Here is a 19,711-nt window from a genome sequence, read left to right on the forward strand (position 1 = left end):
TATGATTATAATTCCAAAAATGGTATACATAGAAATGAAATAATAATATTATGATCAATAAGTTAAATAAAAGAAGTCTTACAATGATAAACATCATTCAAACAACTATAAATTTCGTAACAAATGGTAGCAAACCTTTATTGGAGAATAAATTGTAAAAAACGACATATACATTCTTTGCCGTAGAGCGAATCTCTATGGTCTTTTTATGAATATGAATTCAACAATACTTGATGGAGGGGTTGTTAGAAAATGTATATTAGAAATTCTGCAAAAACAATTATTTTTAACAGGGAGAAGATCTTATAAACTAAAAATGAAGATAATGATGGGTTATATTATCTATTTCCTGATGGTGGTCAAGAGCAGGGTGAAACGATTAGCAACGCTTTAATTAGAGAATGCATTGAAGAAGTGGGTCAAGAAGTACAAATTGAAGAACTACTTCATATTCGAGAATATATTGGCTAAAACCATGAGCATGCTGCTTATGATTTTAATGTTCATCAAATCGAATATTATTTTATTGTAGTCTAGTAAATAAAATGAGTTCAAATAAAGTCCCTACAAATCCTGATAGTTACCAAGTAGGGATAGAATGGGTGGATATAAATGATATAGAACAATACAGGATATATCCGAAAGAGTTGACAAAATATATTGGTAAATATATTCGAAAAGAAAATGCACCAGTATATTTGGGTGATATTAACTAGTTAAGTTTTGATCTGTTGAATTTGACTTTTATTGTAGTGTTGCCTGAATGTTAGTTTATTTGATAATATGCAAATTTTTTTAAGTAGCATAGGAGAATGAGAGACAGATATTCTTAAATGCATGAAGAATGAGTGGATAGGTATTCTGATTGTTAAATATTAATAAAAAAGTTCACTCATAGAGTCTTTGAATTTTGCTAGTTTTAACACTAAGAAATCAACTAGATCATATGCAATTTGCTACTAAGAAATGATGTCAAAGTAAAAGGTAGTCTAGTTTTTATTTGGTAATAATGGCATGACAAAGTGGCTTATCGTTAGAGTGTTAACTTTTATGAAGTAGAAGTGTATAAAAAAATTAACGATGTATACTTTTTTATACACGGTTAAAAAATCCTCTGCTAATACAAAGACATTATATAAATGTTTAATAATTGGCATGAAATTTGCAAAACTTTCTCTGAGTATAATTTTAAAAAATACCGCTATGTTTTCTTAGAAAGGGGAATGTTATATGGCAAATTTTGAAGGTGTGTACGTTGCAGTTGTTACTCCATTTACTGAAACTTATGAAGTTGATTATAAGCGCTTATATGAGTTATGTAATTGGTTAATTTCTCAAGGGGTAGACGGTTTAGTTCCTTCTGGTTCATTAGGAGAATATGCTACGTTAACAGTTGAAGAACGTGCAAAAGTGATTGAAACGGTCATTGCTGCTGCAAATTTTCGTGTTCCTGTAGTAGTTGGTACTGGAGCACCTTCTACTGAGCAAGCAGTAAAATGGGCTCAGTTCGCAAAAGACAAAGGTGGAGCAGGCATTATGGCTTTACCACCTATCAATTATAAACCTCTACAAAACGAAGTCATCGCTCATTATGAAGCGTTAAATGAAGTAGGTATTCCGATTATTGCATACAATAACCCTCACGACTACCCTACTGATTTAACTCCTGAATTATTAAAAACTCTTTCAAAGCTGAAAAACGTTAAAGCTGTAAAAGAGTTCAGTGGAGATATTCGAAGAGTACATGACATTTTGGATAAAACAGACTTGGAAGTATTAATCGGGGTAGATGACTTAGCGTTGGAAGGTCCTTTAGCTGGCGCAACTGGTTGGATTGCAGGGGTTCCAAATGCTTTACCTAAACAAAGTGTAGAGTTGTTTCGTCTAGGTAGAGAAGGTCGGGCGACTGAGGCAATAGAGTTATATAGAAGTTTACTCCCTTTATTTCATTATGATGCGAGCCCTCAGCTCGTTCAATATATAAAATACATGATGGAATTAGCTGGACAGCCAGTGGGTACAACAAGACCTCCACGCTTACCTTTAAGTAACGAAGAATATGAAGGTGTTAAAAAAGCCTTTCAACGAGCAGCTTCTACTGTGAAGCAATAACGATTATAAGATCTTTTTGTAAACATTTAATACTACATTTGAGTAACTGACATATAGATTTTTTATAGTCTTTAGCGAAGAAGAGATGGCATGAGTTTTTGTTAATATGATTACAAAAAATCCATTTGTTATTAAAAGGTATACTAAGACAATTATTAATCAATGACTTTTTTAATAAAGGTCCGGGTTGCTATCGTTATCAAATTAGAATTATAAAAAGTAGTTTTAAAGTGTTAGTCATCGTTGTACAGGAGAAAAAGATGCCACGAACGCTAGTTGTGTAGGTGTATACTTCTTAATACGAAAAACAACAATTAATGAGAAAACAGCCTTAATAAATAACCAAAATGACAATAGTAGGAGGGATATTTGTGGAAACAAAAAACTGGATAGGTGGGGAAGTCGTTTCGGTAGTAGAAAATAGAAAAGTTGTGTATAATCCGTCTAATTTAACGGAAGAAGTTGGAGTTGTGCATTGCTCTAATGAAAATCATGTATTACAAGCAGAGACGGCGGCAAAGCAAGGCTTCAAGGTTTGGTCATCTCTACCTAGTGCTGTGCGAGGCTCGTATTTATCCCAAATGGCAGATGCCTTGCAAAAGAACATTGAAGAGCTTGCAACTTTATCTAGCCGAGAGATGGGGAAGCCAATTGCTGAGATGAAGGGTGAAGTGTTGCGTGCAGTAAATCTATTAAAATACTATGCAGCTGAAGGAGTGCGTTCAAACGGTAATGTTATACCTGCGTCCGATAGTGATGTACTTCAATATACGAAGCGTGTTCCTTTAGGAGTAGTTGGAATAATTACACCATGGAATTTCCCTGTAGCTATTCCTATTTGGAAAATAGCACCAGCACTCATTTGTGGGAATACAGTAATTTGGAAACCTGCAGAAATCGCTTCATTAACAGCAACAAAAATGATGGAGATTTTTAGTACAGTCCAATTACCTGAAGGAGTATTAAACTTAGTAATCGGTAAGGGGAGTATCGTTGGGAAGACACTACTTGAACAAGTAGACATAGATGCGGTTAGTTTCACAGGATCATCGAATACAGGGATACAAGTTGCTAGTATATGTGCAAAGCGAAATATTAAATATCAAACAGAAATGGGTGGCAAGAACGCAGCAGTTGTTCTAAATGATGCCAATATAGAAAAAACAGTTCCTATCATACTAAGTGGTGCTTATCGTTCTGCAGGGCAAAAGTGTACTGCAACGAGTAGAATAATTGTAGAAAGTAATGTTTACGAAAACTTTGTTGGGCAAATGGAGCGAGCTGTTTCTGAACTTGTCACTGGAAATGCCTTAAATGCCAGTTCATACTTAGGACCAGTAGCATCAAAAGAACAGTTTGATAGTGTTTCAGCATATATTAATCAAGCCCGTACCGAGGCAGAGATTATTGGAGAGGGTATGAGTTCAATAGAATCAGAAGGGTTCTATATTAGCCCTATGCTAGCGACAGGAGTTGACTCTAAACATACACTTGTTCAAGAAGAGGTCTTTGGTCCGCTTGCGGTTGTGTTAAAAGCACAAGACTTTGAAGATGCGATGCATTTATGTAATGAGACAGTATACGGGTTAAGTGCTTCAGTATTTACGAATAATCTATCGAAAGCTCATCGATTTCTTGATGAAAGTGATGCCGGCATGGTTCGAGTTAATCAAGAAACAGCTGGTGTTGAATATCAAGCGCCATTTGGTGGTATGAAGCAATCAAGCTCTCATTCACGTGAACAAGGGCAGGCTGCATTAGATTTCTATACATCAATTAAAACTTGTGCAATTAAATACTCTTTTTAAACTTTGGTGAATATTTTGCAGTTCCTTCTATCTTTGCAAAGGGTTCGGCTTAAATTGATTTACTAAATTTATAGTGCAAGGGAAAAGACAAATAACAAGGGCAGGGTATCTTACTCTGCTTTTTTATATTTATTTAATAATATGAAAAAATAATCGATTCTTTATGTCGTTTTATGAACGAGCTATCCGTTTTAGATATTACTGAACTATGAATATTTTAGTAATATAGATAATATATTAGCTTCAATTAATACTTAACGGACATTATTGATTAAGGAGGAGATTTATGAAAGCAATGATATATACAAGGTACGGGTCACCGGATGTTCTTCGTCTGAAAGAACTTGATAAGCCAGCTATCGAGGATAATGAAGTGCTGATCAAAGTTCATGCAAGAACTGTATCATCGGGAGATGCAAGGATGCGACAAGGAAGTAGAAAGTCATTACCCATGTGGCCAATTTCTAAAATAGCGATAGGTTTTACAAAGCCAAAAAAAAATATACTAGGTATGGATCTTGCTGGGGAAATTGTCTCAATAGGTAGTAAAGTAACACGGTTTAATATCGGTGACCAAGTGTATGGATTTAGCGGGAAAGGCACTTATGTTGAATATATAAGCATAGCCGAAGACGGAGCTATTGGAATTATGCCAAGTAATATGAGCTACGAAGAGGCGGCAGCAGTTCCCTTTGGGGCAGTATCTGCATTGTATTTCCTACGTAAAGGCAATATAAAGAGTGGACAAAAAGTCCTTATTTATGGAGCTTCAGGGAGTGTAGGTACATTTGCAGTACAGCTTGGTAAAGTCTTTGGGGCAGAAGTAACAGGAGTTTGTAGTACAGGTAATGTAGAAATGGTGAGATCTTTAGGAGCAGATAAAGTCATTGATTACACTACTGAGGATTTCACACATCAAAGTGATAAGTATGACATTATATTTGACACTGTTGGCAAAACCAAGTTTTCACACTGTAATAGGTCTTTAAAACAAAATGGATTTTATGTATTAGCTGTTATTCATTATCCACAAATTTTTCAAATGATACGTACTTCAATAGTAGGTGACAAAAAAGTTGTAAGCGGGATAGCTCCAGGCAATACTGAAGATTTAGTCTTTCTTAAAAAGCTTATTGAGGAGGAAAAGCTAGTATCAGTTATTGATAGATGCTATCCATTGGAACAAATTACTGAAGCTCATGAATATGTTGATAAAGGACGTAAGAAGGGTAATGTGGTCATCACTTAATTGGAATGTTTATTGTGAATTATGATTGGTATAATAGGGTGGGTGGAAAGGTTCTTATCATTAAGCTCTTTTCGTATACTTTGACCAAATTAGTACCATAAAAAGTCGCTTTATATGTTAGTCATCATTATATAGATAAAAAATGCTTTGAACGCTATTTGATTACGTGTTTATTTTTTTACTATGAGAAACAACAATCAATGTGAACACAGTTTTAAAGGAAGACTAGAGAGAAAATAAGAATCCCACAGCTAAAGGTGGGATTCTTTATTATGGAGAGTCTCCATATGATTTCACTAATGTTCAAGTTTGATGATCATTAGTACATTTGTTTATATTTTTGAGGGTATTGACATTTGTAGTCATTCCATAATTTATTTAACTGTTTTCTTCCTTCCTTTATACCAGGGTGAAATTGGATGATTGAATTGTGTCTAACTTGTTCTATGTTTACAATTGATTCATTGACCTTTTCTTCGATTGCCTCATTATTTTTCATTAAGTTTGATACAATTGACAGTCCAGCGGTATTCCCTTGAGCAATTGCAACCTTAGAGCTTTCAATACCTGTGATGTTTCCTGCTACGTAGAGTCCTTCCAATGGTGTTTCCATTCTTTCGTTGTGTAAAGGAATATGGCCGCCCAATTCGGAAATATAGTAGAAGGGACAGCCAGCAACAGCTGCTAATTCTGCTAATGGGTATAGTCCACCAGAGATGCAAACAAAATCGACAAGTAATTCCCTTTCTGTCCCCTTTATAGGTTCACCACTAGAAGTAATATTAACAAGCTTAACACCTTCAACTTTAGTCTCCCCAAATATTTCTACAGCGGCAGTACGTAGATGCAGAGGTATGCCCCAAACTGATATGCCACTTTTAGGGTAAAAGTCGACTGCTATTCTTTGCAAAGTTTGATTTTTAATTAATTTACTCCCGAATCTAAGAAATACTGATGGAGCAAGGTGAGAATACTTAAGTAACGCATCCATAATTTTATGTGGATGCCCAGTTTCTTTCGTGATTTGACTGAACTTTGGAGGAACAATACTAGCCAATTCAATACCAGCAAGCTGTAATTCACGAGCTATTGCAAATGATAAAACATTTAATCCAATGACAATTCCTCTTTGACCAACTTTTACCCTGTGAACATTTGTCATCACCTGTGCGGCACCAATTGACATGACTCCGGGAAGTGTCCACCCTTGAATTGGTGTTGAATATTCAGCGGCACCTGTTGCTAATAAGACGGTTGGTGAAATAATTTGTTCTTTATTCGTATGAATAACCCAGCCATCTGTAGTTTTTTCAAGGTGGTGGACAGATACTCCACAATCGATTGTAACGCCGTTAGCTGTGGCTTGCTCCAATAAATTGTTCGCCTGTTCTATACCATTCCACCAAGTTCCATTTGGTTCTTCATGAAGTTGACCGAGAAGTCGTCCACCTGGTTTCACAAACTCATCAATTACCTTTACGTGTAAGTCATATGTAGCACATGTTATGGCTGCCTTTAATCCAGCTGGTCCTGCTCCAATAATAACGACATCAATCATTTAGACTCCACCTCCTTTAAAGGAGGTGGAGTTTTACTTGTTTCTACTTTCATTCCTTCTTCAACGACAGTTATGCAGGATCTAACTCCATTCGTGCCATTGACCGATAAACGGCATTCGTAACAATGTCCGATGTTACAGTATATGCCCCTCGGTGTTGCAGTCTCTTCATGATACCGTAGTGTACGTATATTATTTGCTAATAGAGCGGCAGCAATCGTATCTCCTTCATAAGCTTCGACAAGCTGTCCATCAAACATAAAAGTAATTCGTTTTTTGTCTTGTAATATGCCAAGGATTGGGTGATTCACGATACGGTTTTTTTCGGTCATTTATTTTCACCTAACAGCCCAAAAGATACTGGTCGAATAGGTGGCTGATATTTTAAGGGCTGTAGCCTCTCTGTTTCAAATTCAGAAAAATCTTGTATGAGCGATTCAAGCAGTACTCTACACGTACGACCTCCACAACAGCCCATTCCAGCACGTGTTCTTAGTTTAATTTCTCGAGAGGAACACATATATTGTTGAATAGCATTGAACACTTCCTCGTAGGTTACTTCTTCGCATCGACAGATGATCGTTTGTGCTTTGGTCATAATAGGTCACTCCTTTTTTGTGGTTCAAAAACGTTTAGAATTAACTTATTACTAACAAATGCAAGTTTTATGCCGAAGGATGGTTTATAAATGTATATTTAGTTTTTTCATTCTATTGTATAGTGTTGCTCGTGTAATTCCTAATCGCTTGGCGCATGCAAGCTTATTTCCGTTATGCAGTTTTAAAGCATGTAAGATAACCTTTTTCTCATGTGCATGTAATTCGTCACTTAATGTCCCGATCTCATGTGAAAGGATTTCAGCTGATGAAAGAGCATATGATGTCGATTCGCTTGTTTTGATAGGGTCAATTGTAAAAGGTAAATCTTCATAATTTATATTTCCTTCAGTGCTAAAAACAACCAATCTTTCCACCACATTGCGTAGCTCTCGAATATTTCCAGGCCAATCATATTGTAGTAATTGTTCCATTACAGTCTGCGATATACCATGAATTGGCCGGTTGTATCTAATGGAAAATTCATATAAAAAGTAATGCGTAAGCTCTACAATATCCTCTTGTCTTTTTCGTAATGGTGGAACATTTATACTTACAACATTTAGTCTGTAAAATAAATCTTGACGAAAATCTCCTTGCTTTACTAATGACTCAAGGTCACGATTCGTTGCAGCGATAATGTTTATATCAGCATTAATCTGTTTTGTTCCTCCAATTGGGTAGAATTTTCTTTCTTGAAGAACCCTGAGTAGTTTAACTTGCATGTCTAGCGGCATTTCACCGATTTCATCGAGAAAAAGTGTACCACCAATCGCAAGCTCAATTTTACCTTTCTTACCTTTTTGGTCCGCTCCTGAAAATGCTCCTTTCGCATATCCAAATAATTCACTTTCAAACAATGATGAAGGAATGGCTCCACAGTTTATGGGAATAAAAGGTGCATCATGAGATTCACGTGTATCATGAATGGCCTTGGCGAATAACTCTTTCCCGACTCCACTTTCACCAAGAATTAAAACAGTTGTATTTGTGGTGCATATTCTTTTTGACAATTGAATGGTTTTCTTTATAGCTGAGCTATTACCCTTTATCGTATCAAATGGATCTTTTAATCGATTTAACTTTGCTACTTCTTGTTCAAGGTGTTGGACTTTTGTAGACATATTAAATAATTCTTGATTTAGGCGAACCTGACTCGTTATGTCCATTTCGGTTACTACTGCTCCAACGATATCATTTTCTAGGTGAATGGGATTTGAGTTAATTAAGACGAATAGGTCTGAGCGAGGTTTATGTTGATGGCGGTATAAAGAGCGGCCTTCCTTTAATGTTTTCATAATTTCTAGTTTATCAATGTCAAAAAAATCGGTGATAGGATTTCCTAAAATTTGATCTTTGCTTAAGGAAAAAATTTTTTCAGCTCCTTCAGTCCAAACATGCACGATGCCTTGATGATCGATAACTGTTACTGAGGCATCGATTGTATTGATGACAGCCTCGAAGTAGGCGTTTAATGATTGGTAGGAATAATACATCTTATCTATAAACTGCTTAATACTAACATAACCTATGACTTCTTTCGTATTTTGTACAAGTACGATACTGCTGCTTGTTAATTCAGTAATTAAATGAGCAACAGAACTATTTGAAGGAATTAAACTGACTTCTTCAAGTTGTGTAGTGGATTTGTCTAAAGGTGCAAAAAAGTAATGATCCTGATCTTTGACAAAGAGCATTGGATAATTGTCTATGTTAGTTAAATCGTTAGAAGCATGCTGTTCATTAAATTCTTCTTTTGAATATAATAAAAACTCAGTATTAATAAAATCAATGGCATTCGTATATGTTATTGACATTAGTACCCTCCCTAATTTATGTATGTCTTTTTTTACACATTAAAAAATATTATACACTCATTTTATTTCATTGTTAGAACATTTACAATATTTAAATTATAAAATAACGACTTTATATTAGATATCATTATTTGCTTACTCATTTTTTATATGATTTTATATTTTTACTACATTGGTATACTTCTTGCAATATGTAACTAAAGCTATAGTAGTTAGGAAGGAGTCTATCATGTGTACGACAAAACATTGTGAAGTCTTAGTTATTGGTGGAGGTGTAATAGGAAGTGCAGTTGCATATTACGTTTCCAAATCAGGATACAATGTAACTGTCATTGAAAAAGGGGAACTAGCTAGTGGAACTTCATCAAGGTGTGATGGGAACATCTTAGCAATTGATAAAGACCCCGGCTTTGATAGTCAAATGTCCCTTGAGAGTCAAAGACTCGTTGATCAATTAAGTAAAGAATTAGAGCACACTTTTGAATATAGAGCACCAGGAAGTATTTTAGTTTGTGAAAATGAACAGGAGATGGTGGCAGCAGAAGAATGGGTTAGAAAGCAGAAGGCAGCTGGACTTCCGTTTCGTATGCTTGATCGATTTGATATAAAGCAAGAATCTCCGTATTTTGCTGATGACCTACTCGGAGGAGTGGAATGTCAAACAGATTCAACAGTCAACCCATATTTAATGACATTTTCATTATTTGAAGGGGCGAGGAAGTATGGAGCTCAGGTTGTTACTCATACTGAAGTAAAACAAGTGAAGAAAACAAAGAATAATCAATTTATAGTAGAAACATCAAACGGGACTTTTACATCAACATATGTCGTGAACGCTGCAGGGGTATGGGCTCCTAGAATAGGTGAAATGTTGGGCATCACTATTCCAATTAAACCAAGAAAAGGACATATTATCGTTGCAGCAAGGCAACAGCCAATTGGTCTTCGTAAAGTAATGGAATTTGGCTATTTAATCTCTAAATTTGGTGGGAAAAGAATGGTTGATGAGACAACAGAGAAGTATGGAGTTGCCCTCGTTTTTGAGCCAACAGCTAGTCAAAATTTTCTTATAGGGAGCAGCAGACAATTCGTCGGATTTAATACGACTGTAGATATGGAAGTGATAAAGTGTATGGCTAAGAGGGCGATTCGTTTTTATCCTAAGCTAGCTGACTTTTCACTCATTCGAACATATGCAGGATTACGTCCGTATACAGAGGATCATTTACCGATCATTTCACAAGTTGAAGAGATACCAAACTTCTTTATAGCAGCCGGGCATGAAGGAGATGGTATTAGCTTGGCAGCGATCACTGGAAAATTAATTGATGATCTTATACAAGAAAAGTCAGAATCGGCGGTTCCATTAAAACCACTAAGATACGATCGTTTTAAAGAGAGGGTGACACAATAATGAAAGCAAGGCAGGTGTTTTCAACAATTGACACACATACAGGAGGGAATCCAACAAGAACTGTAATTAATGGTCTCCCAAAGTTAGAGGGCAAAACGATGTCTGACAAAATGCTATATATGAAAAGTAATTATGATTATATCCGGCAGTTTTTAATGTACGAACCGAGAGGACATGATGTGATGTCAGGTGCCTTAATCACAGAGCCTTGTCACCCTGAAGCAGATATTGGCGTGATTTACATTGAAACAGGCGGCTATTTACCAATGTGTGGTCACGATACAATTGGAGTTTGCACAGCACTAGTTGAAGCAGGGATGATTAATATCCAGGAGCCGATTACAACACTTACATTAGATACACCTGCAGGGCTGGTCAAGGTTAATATAACAATCTCTAATGGTAAAGCAATAGAGGTAGCCTTTTGTAATATCCCTTCTTTTTTATTGAAAAGCATTAACGTAAACCTCGATGGCTATGGAGATGTTCATTGTGACATTGCATACGGAGGGAATTTTTATGCAATAACAGACGCGAGAAAATTGGGGCTAGAACTCAACCCTGCAAATGCATCAAATATAGTAGAAATAGCTGTAAAACTTCGTGATAAAATAAATGAAAGCACTGAAATTGCTCATCCTGAACATCCATTTATTAATGGCTTAACTCATGTAGAATTTTTTACGTACCCAAGTAACCAAAATGCACACGTGAAAAATACAGTAGTCGTCCCACCTGGTGGTATTGACCGTTCTCCATGTGGTACAGGGACGTCTGCAAAACTTGCGACATTATATGCAAAAAATGAGATAGCATTAAATGAGCTATTTATTCATGAGAGTATCGTTGGAACGACGTTTAAAGGAAGAGTAATACAAACGACTTCAGTAGAAAATGTTGAAGCAGTAATCACCGAAATATCTGGCTCTGCTTGGGTAATGGGCATGCACCATTTCTTTTACAATCCAAAAGATAAGCTGAAGGACGGATTTCTACTCATTCCACCAATGGAGGGACATGAGTAATATAGGTATCTAGCATGCTACTTTAGCATAATTTGTTGCGATTTTTTTATAATAATAGACTGTAAGACGAAGCTTAATAGAAACACCAATCATTAAAAGTAACAAAATGCCATTAACGCTAAATATAACATGCTTATATGTTAGAACAAAACGCAACAATCAATACGAATAAGCCATTTAATATGATCAACAAGAGGTGGAGTAATGGAATTTAACAAATTGATTACAACTGTTGATGTGCACGCGGCAGGTGAACCACTAAGAATCATCACTGGTGGAGTTCCTCCAATAAGGGGGAAAACGATGGAAGAAAAAAAAGATTACTTGGCAAATCACTATGAAATTATAAGTCATATTCTTATGAAAGAACCACGAGGACATGCAGGTATGAAGGGGTGTATGATTACTGAACCTGTTCATGAAGATGCTCATTTTGGAATGATATTTTTCAGCAATGAAGGGTATTCATCTATGTATGGTCAAGGGATTATTGAAGTTGTAACCGCTGCTATCGAGACAGGTTTAATAGACATGAATAGCATATCAAAAGATATAATTATCGACAGTGTAGCTGGCAAGGTCATAGCCCATGCACAATGGGATCGAACAACAGTAGAATCAGTAAACTTTCAGTACAGTCCATCATATTTTGATATGATGAACATACAATTAAATGTTCCACATCGTATGTTGAATGTTGATATTGCATACGGTGGTGGATACTATGCAATTGTAAGGGTTGAAGACATAGGGATAGAGCTTGATGTTACAAATTTAGTAGCATTTCGCAAAATCGTCAAAGAGATTAACAATCAAATCGATATAGATTTACTTAGCCATAGTCATGGAGCTGTAAAAGAAATAAGTGGAGTGATATTATATGACGAAAGTCAGTTAAATAGTTCAAAAGTACAGTTATTAGTAATGAACAGTACAGGTCATATTGATCGATCGCCTTCAGTAAGCGGTATTAGTGCTTTAATGGCAGCATTGCACCATTATGGCAAGATACAATATCAAGACAAAATTATTTTTGAAAGTATAATAGGTGGTCAGTTGGTAGGAGAAATGAGTTCTATTACAAAATATGATGGTAATGATGCAATTACAATACAAATAACCGGTTCTGCATTTATAACAGGGCTACACCAATTTCTAGTAGATGAAGATGACCCTTTAAAGAATGGATTTTTATTAAAGTAAAGATTGAATATACCGCTGATTAAAGAATAGACTTTGTCATATGGAGTACACAAGTAACTTATGTACCGTTTCTTAACTATAGCAATCATCCAACAAATCTGTTTTCAGTTTAGTAACGATCATTCTTAACAATCACTACATGTTTTATCTCTGATTTTAAAAAGGTTGTTTTCACACGAATCGTTCATTTACGTATGTCAGAAATAGTATCAAATAGAGTTGGTGCCATCTTTTTACCTGTAACATTAGGGCAATCGTGTAACATTAATTCAAGAGCTGCAATTCAACAGTGTTTACAAAAAGTGGATTAATAAGCATAATTCTACTAAAGCGTTTTGCTAGCTTTGTATGCGTACTTGTATAGATGAAAGTCGGATCCTGATTCATTTTGGATTCGACTTTTTTAACTATGCGAATTATTTCAATTATATGGGGATTATGTACAAGCACACATGATTTAGCTGCATATAGTGAAATAAGGAGTCGATAAATGATGAACAAAACACTTATCGTGGATGTATCACACCACCAAATCACTAGTAATATTAATTGGGCAAAGGCTGCTGAAGAAGTAGCGTTAATGATTATTAGAGTGCAATATGGTTCTACTGTTATTGATCGTGAATACGTCAAACATGTGCATAACTGTAAAAAATATGGTATTCCATTTGCTCATTATGCATACGCTAGGTTTGTCAGTGAAAATGACGCAATTGTAGAAGCACGTGATTTCCTTAATAGAATTGATCCAGCTGCCAAGTTTTTAGTGGTCGATGTTGAGGAAAAAACAACGCCCACCGTTGCACAGATGAAACCTGCTACTCAAGCATTTATTGACGTGTGTAAAGCAAGTGGTTGGAAAGTAGGATTGTACACGGGTCATCACCTTTACAAACCTTTCGGTATGGATAAAGTGAACGCAGATTTCCTATGGCTTCCTCGATACGGTAGCAACGACGGTACCCAGCAAAAGAAACCAGACTATCCTTGTGAAATTTGGCAATACACTAGCAAGGGAAAAGTATCATGGTACAACGGTAATCTTGACTTAAACACTTTGAATGGGAGCAAGTCGTTAGCATGGTTTATCGGTGAGGATGAAGAGCCTGTTGAAAAAAAAGACTATGAAGGACATTGGGCAGAGAACTCGATCCGCAAAGCGATGAATAAAGGAGTCCTTACAGCTAACAGCGAAGGAAACTTCAGAGTGAACGAACATGTAACGAGAGCACAGCTAGCCACAGTTCTAGATCGATTAAAGCTATTAGAATAACAATCGTTATTTGTAAAACAACTAGCAAGAATCTACTAAACATATGCCTATTGATTTTTGAGATTTAAGTTGATAGAAAGCTAAAAGAAAAAAGGTATATAGCTATACTATGTAGAAATAGAATATAGACGAATGAAGCAGAGGTTGTAGAAGGGATGATGAAATGATGCATGAATGTAACGTGAAAGTACGCTTTTCTGAAACAGACGCATTAGGACATGTCAATAACACTAGTTATTTTATTTACTTAGAGGAAGCTAGGGTTGAATATTTTAAGCAATTTGATCCACATTGTGATATTAAAGATTGGAAATATGTTGTAGTTTCAATAAAATGTGATTTTATTAATCAAGCTTTTTTTGACCAGCAATTAAGAATTTTGTCAAGAGTATCGCACGTAGGTACAAAAAGCTTTAAAATAGAGCATTTAATTGTTGATGCTCATTCCAATCAACATATCGCAAAAGGGGAAGCTGTGATTGTCTATTTCAATTTTGAAACACAGCAAAGCGAGGTTATTCCGGATCAATTAAGGTTGGAACTAGAAAAAGAATTGGTAGTTTAAAAAACAGAAACGGCTAGATGTTCTATTAAAAGTGTTAGGAACATTAAAAAAATATATCTCTTTATTGTTAGACATTATAAAGAATAATTAAACGAAGGATGGTAGGCAATATATTAAGTTGCTCTATTTATCCTTTTTTTTATCAACGTGGAGTAAGAGTTCATTTGAATAATATGTACTTTAATGGCAAATGGAATGAAATACATTTTCACACAATTGAATGACAATTTGACCTTATTAATAAAAAATTGATTGTTAGACAGCAAATTCGTTTTAGTAAAAATTTCGATTTATTAAGAAGTGCCGTAAGCTTCAACAACTTGTCCTAGCAAACGAGCATCTCCTATTCTTATACAGTTATTTGAAATAACATTATGAAAAAGGAATATATTTTACAGAGAATTGCTTTGTTCAGTTTATTTTTCAATGACTAATTCCGTTTATGAGTAAATGGGGGGTAATAATGGTAACAAATGTTTACAATGTTTTATTAATTGTTTGTTGCTTGTATTTAGTATGGAAAAAAGATGAAGAAGAATCGTATTTTCCCTTAAAAGTAGTAGGATATTTTATATTAGGCTCCTTTGCTTTTAGTTTCAATCAAATCACACTTCCTCTTGGGTTTATATTGTATATATTATTCTTTAGACCAGCTTTAAATGTAGAAGTCAAGCGAATGGCAGCAGTATTTGGTGTTATTACTTTTATCATTGTCCATTGGATTTTACCATATGCTATTAATGAATGGCAAAGCCGCCCATTATTTATTGAGCATGAACTTGGTTCAGTATATACAATTAACTTTCAAGACGAATATGAGCTGATTAAGCAAAAATTAGAATTAGAGGAACTCAATTTAAGGCTTAAGAATTTTGAATTAGACTATGTTAAAGATGGAAGAATTACAGCTTTTAGCTGGCAGTTCTTCGAACAGAAAGGCAATAGCTATAATCTTTATAATATTCGATATGACTTTGATAAAGTGAGGTATCGAATAACGCACAGTCAACTTGATACATGGGTAGATTACAATCGAATAATTGAAAGTGCCCATTTCTTTGAAAATCTCAATGTACTTGATATTAGAGATATAACTTACGCTAAGGGTGACTTTTCTTCATATGGCATTCAAAGTTCAGGGGAGCGGGTCAATTATGCTATAGAAAATCGTACTCATTTCATCATATTAAATGGTGAAATAGACTTATTAGAGGACAATCAATTACCTGTTGAAGGTTATTATTTTTCAGCTTATGCGTTGGAAAAAACAGGTGAGGAACGAGATGCACAAGGAAATATAACACAAAGAAGCTATCGAGGTACTCAAGTTACTGATTATCTATTTAACGTCAATTATAGTGAGAGATAGAGATAAAAAATCTTACCTTGATTTTTGTGTACTAAAGTTTGTCATGTCTATGGGTATTCAAATGACATGTTGATCTAGAATAAAGAAACTAATCAAAATAGATCGTACTAGTTGTTCCATGGCGTTGTATTGAATGCGTTTTTTCATCGTATTTTCCTAGGATTTCGGCTACCTATTAATGTATACTTTCTCCTCATTCTCACATTCCTTATAAAGTAGCATGTTTCTAGAAATTACTTTCTTATAAAAAGTAATACTATATTATTGTTATAACAAATCCATCCGGTTAGAGGTCTAAATAATAAAGTACACCTCTAAATATTAGTGATGTACTTGATCATTATTATTATATAATGTGTAATATAACAGACAAATATAAACTCAATCTATAAAAAACAACTTTCGTTTATCTTTAACTTCTGGTGCCTGGAAAAAGGTTTACTATCTTAATAGTTTAAAACAAAACGTTCTATACGATTTAAACCCTCTGTTAAAGTTTCCATAGAATATGCGTATGATAGTCGAATATAATCTTCTCCATAAGAGGAAAAAGCACTTCCAGGAACGACTGCTACCCTTGCTTCCTTCACTAACTTTATTGCAAACTCATAGGATGTTAACTTGAACTGTTTAATGGATGGAAATATATAAAATGCACCCGTAGGTTTAGTAACTGGGAGCCCAATTTTTTCTAGTCGACTTTCGACATATTCCAATCTTTGTCGATATGTATCTTTCATTGAAATAGCATCATTTTTACCATTAGTGAGTGCTTCATAAGCAGCTTTTTGGGAAATAGAAGATGCGCAAGAAACGTTATATTGATGGACTTTTAAAATATGTTTAACTAGGAACGACGGAGCAAATAAAAAACCAATACGCCACCCGGTCATTGAGTGAGATTTACTTAGCCCATTAATGACTATCGTTTTATTCGGTAAATAGCTTGCAATTGAATGATGTCTTCCTATGAACACAAGTTCACTATAAATCTCATCTGATAGTACAAAAATATTTTTATCTTTTAATAATGCCGCGATCTCCTCTAACTCATCAGGTGTGAGAGTAACTCCTGTTGGATTTGAAGGGTAAGGTAATACAATACAACGTGTTTTCTCAGTAATATGTTCTTCGATCAATTTTGCCGTCAGTTTAAAATCACTCGCTGTTGTATCAACATGAATAGCCTTTGCACCACAAAGTTTTATGATTGGTTCGTAACCTGGGTAAACTGGACCAGGAAGTATGACCTCTGTACCTTCCTCTAAAATCGTTCTAAAAGCGATATCTATTGCCTGACTTGCACCTATCGTAACAATGACTTCACTTTCTGGATCATATTGCAAACTGTATTTCTCCAATACAAAAGCTGATGCTGCTCTTCGTAATGCTAGATCACCTGCATTAGGAGTGTATGTAGTATAGTTGTTTGTTATAGATTCAATACCTGCGTCTTTAATATGGCTTGGTGTATGAAAGTCAGGTTGGCCGATTGTTAAAGATATTACGTCTTCAAAATCTGCAACAAAGTTAAAAAATTTTCGTATGCCAGATATTTCAATATTTTTTACACGTGAATTAATAAGGTGTTCCATGTTAACGTACATCCTTCCGAACAAAATTTAAAAGTTGTCTCATATAAAAAGATTAAGATTAGTATATAAATAATGACTGCATTTGTCCAAAAAAGATGAAATCATTCGAAAGAAATGATTTAAAAAACGTCGAATTTTTACAAGTTTCTCTAAAATACTGTGATAAAGTAATAGAACATTTTATAGAAAGGCTTCTTTCGTACCTCTGTTATTGTCACTGCATTAAAACTGCGATAAGAGGTTTTATGCAACAGTCATCACGTTAACGACGAATTCAAGCCTTAGTAAAAAAGGGAGGAAGAAAACATGGAGTATGAACTTAGTTGTAAGGGGAGTGCCTTACCTTGTGAAGTGACAATTGACGAAGACAATGGGAGGTATATGATTCGTAAAGCGGATTCTAGTGGTGAAATTTTTAATAGTCCAGTGGAGCTAGTGAGGTGGATTGTTGAAAATTGGCACCCTGAAGATTTTCGAGACCAGACTCAATTTACTAATATGGTGAAGGAAATTCAATCCTATTTCCCTATTAATAACAAATAGATTTATGTCAGCATTGATTGTTTGCTGCAACCATTAATTCATTGAAAGGCGGGAGGTATATGGAACGAGAAATTATTGCAAAGGATATGATGATGAAGGATGACCATTATGTCTGGCACTCCATGAAACCATATGACCCTAAATCGACGATGGTAATAAGTCAAGCAAAAGGATCTTGGATAACTGATATAAACGGAAATAAATATTTAGATGCAATGTCTGGACTATGGTGTGTAAATGTAGGGTATGGTCGTAAAGAACTTGCTGAAGCTGCATATGACCAATTATTGGAATGTCCATATGTCCCACTTACTCAAAGTCATATACCAGCTATTCATTTAGCTGAAAAGCTCACTAACTTGTTGGGCGATGACTATGTTTTCTTTTTTTCAAATAGTGGTTCCGAAGCGAATGAAACCGCATTCAAAATTGTCAGACAATATCATCAACAACGTGGTGATCACCATCGATACAAAATTATATCTCGTTATAGAGGTTATCATGGAAATACCTTTGGTTCGTTAGCTGCTACAGGTCAGGCACAAAGGAAATATAAATATGAACCGCTTGCATCAGGCTTTATTCATGTTGCCCCACCTGATGCTTACAGGTCTGAAGAAGACACTACTGTAAAAGACCCGGTTGATATAGCATCTGTTAAAGCGATTGATAACGTGATGACATGGGAGTTAAGTGAGACGATTGCTGCTGTAATCATGGAACCGATCATTACGGGTGGTGGTATTTTAATGCCCCCAGATGGGTATATGAAAGGTGTAAAAAAAGTATGTGAAAAACATGGTGCCCTCCTTATCTCAGACGAAGTCATTTGCGGTTTTGGGCGAACTGGAGAGCCATTTGGATACATGAATTATGATGTTAAACCGGATATTATTACAATGGCAAAAGGAATTACGAGTGCTTACCTACCTTTAGCAGCAACAGCTGTTCGAAAAAATATTTATGATTCGTTTAATGGTTCAGAGCAATATGATTTTTTCCGTCATGTCAATACTTTTGGTGGTAACCCTGCAGCTTGTGCACTTGCAATGAAAAATATTGAAATAATGGAGCAGGAACAGCTCTTTGAGCGATCAAAAAGACTAGGTTCAACTATATTAGAAGAGTTTGATGATAGGCTTGAAGATCATCCCTACGTGGGAAATATACGAGGGAAGGGACTGCTAATCGGAATAGAATTAGTTATCGATAAAGCCTCAAAACAACCATTAGCTATTGACAAAGTAAATAAAGTAATTGAGGTTTGTAAAAATCATGGGGTAATCATCGGGAAAAATGGGATGACTGTTTCAGGGTATAACAATGTTTTGACAATTTCACCACCTTTAACAATTAATGATGAAGATGTGAATTTATTAATTAAAGTTGTTACCCAAGCGTTATATGAAATCTGCTAGTAAAACGAATGGTAGCTGTGTCATTTATACAGAGTAGTAACAATACTTCTTCTACATACATTAATGTTTTAAATCCAAAATTTTAAATCTATTATAAGGGCTGTTTAAACATTGCTTTGAACAGCTCAATCTTGACAGTTATATTCGATAAGTATTGTTAAAGGGA

Annotated in this window: 18 protein-coding genes; 13 read left to right on the forward strand and 5 right to left on the reverse strand. The window is 35.2% G+C overall.

The window, feature by feature from the left end:
• The first annotated feature begins 378 nt into the window (after positions 1–378).
• The 5 genes from V1503_RS21205 (at position 379) to V1503_RS21225 (ending at position 5,169) form a co-directional block, all read left to right on the forward strand.
• Positions 379–471, forward strand: a complete 93-nt coding sequence (locus V1503_RS21205) for an NUDIX hydrolase (protein WP_410629490.1) — start codon at positions 379–381, stop codon at positions 469–471.
• Positions 472–545: 74 nt separating this feature from the next.
• A complete protein-coding gene (locus tag V1503_RS21210; protein ID WP_410629073.1) occupies positions 546–716 on the forward strand; it encodes an NUDIX hydrolase in 171 nt (56 codons plus the stop codon).
• Between the two features lie 514 nt (positions 717–1,230).
• Complete coding sequence (locus V1503_RS21215; RefSeq protein ID WP_410629074.1) at positions 1,231–2,112, forward strand: dihydrodipicolinate synthase family protein; 882 nt, start codon at positions 1,231–1,233, stop codon at positions 2,110–2,112.
• Between the two features lie 371 nt (positions 2,113–2,483).
• Positions 2,484–3,920, forward strand: a complete 1,437-nt coding sequence (locus V1503_RS21220; RefSeq protein WP_214481298.1) for an aldehyde dehydrogenase family protein — start codon at positions 2,484–2,486, stop codon at positions 3,918–3,920.
• A 286-nt stretch (positions 3,921–4,206) separates the two neighbouring features.
• Positions 4,207–5,169, forward strand: coding sequence for an NAD(P)-dependent alcohol dehydrogenase (locus V1503_RS21225; protein ID WP_410629075.1), 963 nt, complete (start codon positions 4,207–4,209; stop codon positions 5,167–5,169).
• 319 nt (positions 5,170–5,488) lie between these two features.
• On the opposite strand, the gene V1503_RS21230 is transcribed toward V1503_RS21225, so the two are convergent.
• The 4 genes from V1503_RS21230 to V1503_RS21245 all read right to left on the reverse strand — a co-directional run bounded on the left by V1503_RS21230 (position 5,489) and on the right by V1503_RS21245 (position 9,140).
• On the reverse strand, positions 5,489–6,727 hold the full coding sequence (locus V1503_RS21230) for an NAD(P)/FAD-dependent oxidoreductase (protein ID WP_410629076.1): 1,239 nt from the start codon (positions 6,725–6,727) through the stop codon (positions 5,489–5,491).
• The gene (locus V1503_RS21235; RefSeq protein WP_410629077.1) at positions 6,724–7,059 is read right to left on the reverse strand and encodes a (2Fe-2S)-binding protein; all 336 of its coding nucleotides are present in this window, start codon (positions 7,057–7,059) and stop codon (positions 6,724–6,726) included. Before V1503_RS21235 ends, V1503_RS21230 begins: the two co-directional genes overlap by 4 nt.
• Entirely contained in the window at positions 7,056–7,328 is a 273-nt protein-coding gene (locus V1503_RS21240) for a (2Fe-2S)-binding protein (protein WP_410629491.1), read from the reverse strand. The genes V1503_RS21235 and V1503_RS21240 overlap by 4 nt, the downstream gene beginning before the upstream one ends.
• 81 nt (positions 7,329–7,409) lie before the next feature.
• Positions 7,410–9,140, reverse strand: coding sequence for a sigma-54 interaction domain-containing protein (locus V1503_RS21245; RefSeq protein WP_410629078.1), 1,731 nt, complete (start codon positions 9,138–9,140; stop codon positions 7,410–7,412).
• 229 nt (positions 9,141–9,369) lie between these two features.
• Here V1503_RS21245 and V1503_RS21250 point away from each other — a divergent pair, with 229 nt between their 5' ends.
• The 6 genes from V1503_RS21250 (at position 9,370) to V1503_RS21275 (ending at position 15,989) form a co-directional block, all read left to right on the forward strand.
• Positions 9,370–10,554 (forward strand): NAD(P)/FAD-dependent oxidoreductase, encoded by a 1,185-nt coding sequence (locus V1503_RS21250; RefSeq protein WP_320258647.1) that lies wholly within the window; start codon positions 9,370–9,372, stop codon positions 10,552–10,554.
• Positions 10,554–11,579 carry a proline racemase family protein gene (locus tag V1503_RS21255; RefSeq protein ID WP_214481291.1) on the forward strand — a complete coding sequence of 342 codons (1,026 nt, stop codon included), beginning with the start codon at positions 10,554–10,556 and terminating at the stop codon, positions 11,577–11,579. Before V1503_RS21250 ends, V1503_RS21255 begins: the two co-directional genes overlap by 1 nt.
• 204 nt (positions 11,580–11,783) lie before the next feature.
• The gene (locus V1503_RS21260; protein ID WP_320258646.1) at positions 11,784–12,782 is read left to right on the forward strand and encodes a proline racemase family protein; all 999 of its coding nucleotides are present in this window, start codon (positions 11,784–11,786) and stop codon (positions 12,780–12,782) included.
• Between the two features lie 490 nt (positions 12,783–13,272).
• A complete protein-coding gene (locus V1503_RS21265; RefSeq protein ID WP_320258645.1) occupies positions 13,273–14,055 on the forward strand; it encodes a GH25 family lysozyme in 783 nt (260 codons plus the stop codon).
• Positions 14,056–14,221: 166 nt separating this feature from the next.
• Entirely contained in the window at positions 14,222–14,620 is a 399-nt protein-coding gene (locus V1503_RS21270) for an acyl-CoA thioesterase (RefSeq protein ID WP_410629079.1), read from the forward strand.
• Positions 14,621–15,083: 463 nt separating this feature from the next.
• Complete coding sequence (locus V1503_RS21275) at positions 15,084–15,989, forward strand: hypothetical protein (protein ID WP_410629080.1); 906 nt, start codon at positions 15,084–15,086, stop codon at positions 15,987–15,989.
• A 446-nt stretch (positions 15,990–16,435) separates the two neighbouring features.
• On the opposite strand, the gene V1503_RS21280 is transcribed toward V1503_RS21275, so the two are convergent.
• Positions 16,436–17,584, reverse strand: coding sequence for an aminotransferase A (locus tag V1503_RS21280; protein WP_214481286.1), 1,149 nt, complete (start codon positions 17,582–17,584; stop codon positions 16,436–16,438).
• 306 nt (positions 17,585–17,890) lie between these two features.
• Here V1503_RS21280 and V1503_RS21285 point away from each other — a divergent pair, with 306 nt between their 5' ends.
• Together V1503_RS21285 and V1503_RS21290 are read left to right on the forward strand one after the other, a co-directional pair.
• A complete protein-coding gene (locus V1503_RS21285) occupies positions 17,891–18,127 on the forward strand; it encodes a hypothetical protein (RefSeq protein WP_214481285.1) in 237 nt (78 codons plus the stop codon).
• A gap of 59 nt (positions 18,128–18,186) precedes the next feature.
• Positions 18,187–19,545, forward strand: a complete 1,359-nt coding sequence (locus V1503_RS21290; RefSeq protein WP_410629081.1) for an aspartate aminotransferase family protein — start codon at positions 18,187–18,189, stop codon at positions 19,543–19,545.
• The last annotated feature ends 166 nt before the right edge of the window (positions 19,546–19,711 follow it).

Origin of the sequence: Nanhaiella sioensis (assembly GCF_046557775.1) — a bacterium.
In the GTDB taxonomy this organism is placed as follows: domain Bacteria; phylum Bacillota; class Bacilli; order Bacillales; family SM2101; genus Nanhaiella; species Nanhaiella sioensis.

Coding starts and splice junctions, on each gene's coding strand:
- V1503_RS21245 (WP_410629078.1), bottom strand. CDS start 9,140: ATGTCAATAACATATACGAATGCCATTGATTTTATTAATACTGAGTTT.
- V1503_RS21210 (WP_410629073.1), top strand. CDS start 546: ATGAGTTCAAATAAAGTCCCTACAAATCCTGATAGTTACCAAGTAGGG.
- V1503_RS21270 (WP_410629079.1), top strand. CDS start 14,222: ATGCATGAATGTAACGTGAAAGTACGCTTTTCTGAAACAGACGCATTA.
- V1503_RS21285 (WP_214481285.1), top strand. CDS start 17,891: ATGGAGTATGAACTTAGTTGTAAGGGGAGTGCCTTACCTTGTGAAGTG.
- V1503_RS21230 (WP_410629076.1), bottom strand. CDS start 6,727: ATGATTGATGTCGTTATTATTGGAGCAGGACCAGCTGGATTAAAGGCA.
- V1503_RS21225 (WP_410629075.1), top strand. CDS start 4,207: ATGAAAGCAATGATATATACAAGGTACGGGTCACCGGATGTTCTTCGT.
- V1503_RS21265 (WP_320258645.1), top strand. CDS start 13,273: ATGATGAACAAAACACTTATCGTGGATGTATCACACCACCAAATCACT.
- V1503_RS21235 (WP_410629077.1), bottom strand. CDS start 7,059: ATGACCGAAAAAAACCGTATCGTGAATCACCCAATCCTTGGCATATTA.
- V1503_RS21260 (WP_320258646.1), top strand. CDS start 11,784: ATGGAATTTAACAAATTGATTACAACTGTTGATGTGCACGCGGCAGGT.
- V1503_RS21250 (WP_320258647.1), top strand. CDS start 9,370: ATGTGTACGACAAAACATTGTGAAGTCTTAGTTATTGGTGGAGGTGTA.
- V1503_RS21290 (WP_410629081.1), top strand. CDS start 18,187: ATGGAACGAGAAATTATTGCAAAGGATATGATGATGAAGGATGACCAT.
- V1503_RS21255 (WP_214481291.1), top strand. CDS start 10,554: ATGAAAGCAAGGCAGGTGTTTTCAACAATTGACACACATACAGGAGGG.
- V1503_RS21215 (WP_410629074.1), top strand. CDS start 1,231: ATGGCAAATTTTGAAGGTGTGTACGTTGCAGTTGTTACTCCATTTACT.
- V1503_RS21275 (WP_410629080.1), top strand. CDS start 15,084: ATGGTAACAAATGTTTACAATGTTTTATTAATTGTTTGTTGCTTGTAT.
- V1503_RS21280 (WP_214481286.1), bottom strand. CDS start 17,584: ATGGAACACCTTATTAATTCACGTGTAAAAAATATTGAAATATCTGGC.